General features: G+C 42.5%; 5 protein-coding genes and 1 pseudogene. 3 read left to right on the forward strand and 3 right to left on the reverse strand.

Annotated elements, in window-relative coordinates; translation table 11 throughout:
• Positions 1-248 precede the first annotated feature (248 nt).
• A pseudogene (locus tag QUA83_RS29960) lies at positions 249-419 on the forward strand (IS66 family transposase); the annotation flags it as partial.
• Between the two features lie 215 nt (positions 420-634).
• Positions 635-1147, forward strand: a complete 513-nt coding sequence (locus QUA83_RS29965; RefSeq protein ID WP_333297830.1) for a hypothetical protein — start codon at positions 635-637, stop codon at positions 1145-1147.
• Between the two features lie 303 nt (positions 1148-1450).
• Here QUA83_RS29965 and QUA83_RS29970 read toward each other — a convergent pair whose 3' ends face one another.
• Positions 1451-1714: a hypothetical protein gene (locus tag QUA83_RS29970; RefSeq protein WP_333297832.1), complete on the reverse strand. Its 264-nt coding sequence runs from the start codon at positions 1712-1714 to the stop codon at positions 1451-1453.
• Here QUA83_RS29970 and QUA83_RS29975 point away from each other — a divergent pair.
• A complete protein-coding gene (locus tag QUA83_RS29975; RefSeq protein WP_445301831.1) occupies positions 1626-2141 on the forward strand; it encodes a WD40 repeat domain-containing protein in 516 nt (171 codons plus the stop codon). The two genes, QUA83_RS29970 and QUA83_RS29975, sit on opposite strands and share 89 nt — an antisense overlap.
• A 32-nt stretch (positions 2142-2173) precedes the next feature.
• On the opposite strand, the gene QUA83_RS29980 is transcribed toward QUA83_RS29975, so the two are convergent.
• Positions 2174-3154: an aldo/keto reductase gene (locus tag QUA83_RS29980; RefSeq protein WP_333297836.1), complete on the reverse strand. Its 981-nt coding sequence runs from the start codon at positions 3152-3154 to the stop codon at positions 2174-2176.
• 209 nt (positions 3155-3363) lie between these two features.
• Positions 3364-4755, reverse strand: coding sequence for a glycoside hydrolase family 10 protein (locus QUA83_RS29985; RefSeq protein WP_333297838.1), 1392 nt, complete (start codon positions 4753-4755; stop codon positions 3364-3366).
• Positions 4756-4958: the final 203 nt, after the last annotated feature.

Below are 4958 nucleotides of genomic sequence, written 5' to 3' on the forward strand. Positions count from 1 at the left end.
TGAGTTACCTCAGTAGATATATTCTTTTTGTTTACTTATCTTAACATAGTTCGGTTTTTTTGCGCCGACCTACTTAGGTTTATAGTGAGGACTTTAGTCCTCTCTTTAAGTTTAAAGTCCTTACGTAAGGATTAAGGTGAAAAATAGTTGATTGAGATCCTAGAAATATGGTAATGTAGTCAGATGAGCGAAAAATAAGAGTTATCACCACTAAACATAAAAGTATTTGAGCAGTTGAGCCGTGAGGAAAGGTATCTGGCGGTTCTCGCTCCATGTTTCGGTTTGAACAAACTGCTGATTTGTTATCTGTGATTCAGACTTGTCGGTTTCAAGCTAAAAGCGCAATGGCTTTTTTCCGTGATGCTCTATCTGCCCATTCTTGTAACTTTTTAATGCCTTCTCTGATTCCCCAATCTTAGACCTGAATCCTTACGATTGATGAATAAATATATACAAGCTTTAGGTATTTTAGCATAATATCTAGCAACATTGGGAATTTATACGATGTTATCAGTTTAAGAGAATGGCTAGAATCTATCCGTTAGGGGAATATCACTTGTACTTTAGTGGATTTCAATCACGTGATCGCTTTACTAACAGTCTAAAAATACTATTTCTAATCAAGACAAAAGCAATGAATAAAATTATCAAGACAATTTTAGCTTTGAGTGCGATATTTACCATATTCTATCTATCAGCCAGTCTTTCTCAAGCTAAACCTCTTAGCCAGGAAGTAAAACAGTCTAATAATTATTGTGCAACGGCAGTAGAAAATGTTAAAGCAAGAATTCAGAATAATAATTATCTGACCGTAGAGTTTAAGGGGAAACAAATTCCTCGCGAATGGCAGGAAGGCGCACCAGCAGGACGCTCTGTTCAATTGACAATTATTTTGGGTAACTTAAGGGAAGGAAGCGATCAGCTTGTTGAGAATATAATGGCATCTACGCAAATGTTAACAGGAATGAGTAATCAATTAATTGAGGGTTGTGAGAATATTGCAGTGGTAACCTACGCGAAAAAACACACTGGTTATATAAGAACTTTTGGATTAATTCAAGGTAGAGTTCAAGAGTTTGAGTATATTACGCCTGGGGGTCAACCCACTCAATTAAGATTAAGATGGGGGGTAGAGGTAATGACTTAATTTATCTACAAAATAGCATGACTTACTTAGGATCGCTAATTAAATAATTTACACAAGTTTGTGGGTGTAGGGGTTGGGCGGGACGCCCGCCCTTTCTGGACGGGCGGGACGCCCATCCCACAAGAACCATCACGCATTGTAAGTTATTTAATTCTCATTCCTTAAACAAAGTGGCAGGTGGCTAAATCATTGACAATGAATAGAAGCCAGCAAAATATAGGTTAGGAAATAATCAGGTATTTTTACAGGAATTAGAAACAAATACTATGCGGTATGCACTTTTACCTGGAATCGGAATTATTGTTAATCTGGCGCTATTTCCGTTAGGCGGATGCTGATGCCAGCGTAGTTGCCGATCGCAACAGTACCAGTAACATCAGTGCCAATACGATTGCCCATTACTTGGTTGTTGCGCGCCGCGAACCCGGAAATCTCGATGCCAGTGCTGGGAAGAACAGCGCCCTTGCCGGAGATTAAGTTGTTCTCGATCCGATTATCTGGAACGCGATCGATCCAGATCCCTTTGGCGTTGCCCCGATCGATTCCTAGCGGTTGGGCAAATACCATTAGTTTTAGTCCAAATGGTAAAATGTTAGCTTCTGGTGGTTCGGACAGTAAAGTCAAACTATGGAATGCCGAAAATGGCAGATTATTGTTTACCATAGAAGGACATTTATCGGATGTAACTAATATTAGTTTCAGTCCCGATGGCAAGATTTTAGCTTCCTCTAGTGAGGAGGGTAATGTGAGGGTGTGGAATCTAGAAAATAGTCGAGAAATATCAACCCTAGAAGGACACCTCGGCAGTGTTACCAGCGTTATGTTTAGTCCCGATGGCAAAACACTGGCTTCTGCTGGGATTGACAATACTATCAAGTTGTGGAATTTAGAACTCGATCTAGATAATTTAATCGGGCGGGGTTGCTTGTGGCTAAAAGATTACCTGGTCACTCATCCTGAAGCAGAAATAAGGGAAATTTGCCGAAATAGGTAATGGGTAATAGGTACTGAACTACGAACCTATGATTACCGAGTTTGAAAGATATTCTGCACCATTTTTTTATCTACACTTGCCGCCGCCTTATCCAATTCGGCAATCTCCCCGGAGTCTAACTCCCACCCCAAAGCACCAATATTATCCCTCGCCTGTGCCGCAGATTTCGCCCCAGGAATGGGAATAGTTTCTTTGCAGATGCACCAGTTGATTGCTACCTGCGAAACAGTCTTGTTTCTGAATGCTGCTATTTCTCGCAAACATTCCAAAAGCGATCGCATTCCCGGAAGTAGCTGCTTGCACGCCAAACCTCGGATACCTTTAGGAAGAGTGCCGTTTTCGGAATATTTACCCGTCAGCAACCCCAAGGCTAGAGGACTGTAAGCAATCAATTTTATCCCCAATTCATCGCAAACGTCTTTCAATCCGAGTTCTGTCACCGGATAGGTAGAAAGTAGCGAATATTGCACTTGTAAAGTAACAATAGGAATTTGGCGATCGCTAAATCTTTGATGCACCCATTTCAGCCTTTTCGGCCCGTAATTAGACAAACCCACTCCCTTGACCAATCCTTGCTCGTAAAGGTCAGCCAAACCATCTAAAAGAGCTCCCTCTTGCCAAGGAGCGTAATTAGCTGTAGACCAGTGCATTTGCACCAAATCTACATTTTTTCCGAGGCGCAAAGCAGAGGCTTTGCAAGCAGATATCATTGATTGTCGCGTCAGTCTCCAAGGATAAGCAGCCAGTTTTGTCGCAATACAAATACTGTCTTTATTTGCGCCTTGATATTGTTGAGAAAATTGACCCAAAAGCTGTTCGCTACGTCCATTTAATTTCCCTGTTCCGTAAGAGTCCCCGGTATCAAATAAAGTGACGCCGTTACTAACACAAAGATTGAAAACGGCTTGCAATTCGTCGTCCATACTTTCATTGTAGCCCCAAAGCAGCCGGTTGCCCCAGGCCCAAGTGCCGCAGCCCATTTTTGGCAGTAAATTTTTTTGATTAGTTTGCATTTTTATTGATGGTTGTTATATTAACTCCGGTTAAACTGACATCTTGCACCTCTGTTAGGAACAGGCAAGATGCCTGTTCCACAAAGAGTGGATTTTCTTGGGGGCCCTTACTCCTAGCCAGCCCCTCAGAGCCTTATTGTTGTAAAACCCGCCCCTCCGAATTAATGGTTTCTAACTAATGACTAATGACTGATGACTCTTTAATTCTTTTACGTGGTGGGCGAGGGCGAAGGTGGGCTGTTTTTGGTAGGTTGATCTGGCTTAGCTTTGGGGTCGGGTTTTGGTGGCGTAGGTGGAGGGAAAGTCGCCGCGCGTCTGGGTATTTGTAGCGCTGTTCGGAATGCAGAAGAGGGGAAGAAATCGCTAAATTGAGAAAGTCGAACTGCGATAGGTTCTGGTGCATATTCCCACAAGCTTTCGTAGTAGAAGAAAGCGACGCCTAAGCCATATTCTTGGACTGCTTGCACCTGAGATTTAATTTGCTGAATCGGTACTGGGCTATTTCTCAAACCTGTCATAATCCCAATTCCGGTGGGAATCTTTTGCTGTGCTTCTTGCATTTCTGGACGGTTAATCTTGTCAACAAATGATTCTAAATTGGGACGGTACACTTGCACAATTAGCTCGTCGGCAATATCCAAACGCACCCAAGCCAGCCAATCTTGTAGGTGATGTTTGTAAGCAAACTCGTAGTAATTGGGAGAAATCGAGAAAATAGCATTGGGTTTGACTGCTTTGACGGCTTGATTTAGCTGGGACATAAAAGCGGTAATTTTATTGGCTCGCCATTGCACCCATGCTGGGTTTTGAAAATCTTTGGGCGGAGCTTTTTTGGTTTCTTTGGTATACAAAGCAATTGTGTACTCATCGTATCCAAATTCAGACGGCAAACTCATGTGATCGTCAAATTGAATGCCGTCGGCGTTATATTGAGTGGTGATTTCTAGTACGAGTTGGGTAATGAATTGCTGCACTTCTGGATGAAAGGGATTGAGCCAAACTACTTCGCCACCTGCACCGTTTGATGTTTGGCTGCCGTCCTGTTTTTGTGTCAGCCAATCGGGATGATTTAAGGCTAATTCTGAGGTGGGAGGAGCCATGAAACCAAACTCAAACCAAGGAATTACTAGCAGGCCTTGGCGGTGAGCTTGAGCGATTAAATCGGCGATCATATCTTGTCCTTCTAACCCTCTGTAAACAAAGGGTTGAATGTCTCTTTGCTGCGCTACATTGCTGGGATACATTGCATACCCAGAATTCCAGACAACGGGATAGATTGTGTTGAAATTTAACCGTTTTAGTTTGCTGACAGCATCTCCTAGTTTGCGACGATCTCTGAGGATGTCTTTGTCGTTTGTCGTCATCCAAACGCCGCGAATTTCCTGGCGGGGTTCCTGGGCGATCGCCGGAATGAAGTTGTTCGCCAGCAATACTATAATGAATGAGAGGGCAAACAGAAGCGGGAAAAGAGTTTTAATCGATCGCTGCCAACTGCGGGGAATGATGCGTAATGTCATAGTTTTGAATGGTGAGTTAGCTATTGAAACACACCCTGGCATAATTTGGTGATAAAATTTGCTCGCTCTACAGTCTACAGCCATTTGCGCTGAATGTGGAATCGGTTAACTGAAATGGGTGAATTGATGTTATGCGATCGCAACTGAGCTCAGTATAATCTCGGAGACAGAGGGTAAGTGACAGCATTCTGTCTAACTGCTGGGAAATCAATTAAGTAGTTAAGCAAAATTAATTACATAATTATCTCCAAATTCTTTAAGAATTCTTTCGACAGATGAAACAAGAG

It is taken from the genome of Microcoleus sp. K1-B1, from assembly GCF_036704705.1.
Classification (GTDB): domain Bacteria; phylum Cyanobacteriota; class Cyanobacteriia; order Cyanobacteriales; family Microcoleaceae; genus Microcoleus.

What these genes read in the sequence shown, in the direction of transcription:
- QUA83_RS29965 (WP_333297830.1), top strand. Translation starts at nt 635, where the DNA reads ATGAATAAAATTATCAAGACAATTTTAGCTTTGAGTGCGATATTTACC.
- QUA83_RS29985 (WP_333297838.1), bottom strand. Translation starts at nt 4,755, where the DNA reads ATGGCTGTAGACTGTAGAGCGAGCAAATTTTATCACCAAATTATGCCA.
- QUA83_RS29970 (WP_333297832.1), bottom strand. Translation starts at nt 1,714, where the DNA reads ATGGTATTTGCCCAACCGCTAGGAATCGATCGGGGCAACGCCAAAGGG.
- QUA83_RS29980 (WP_333297836.1), bottom strand. Translation starts at nt 3,154, where the DNA reads ATGCAAACTAATCAAAAAAATTTACTGCCAAAAATGGGCTGCGGCACT.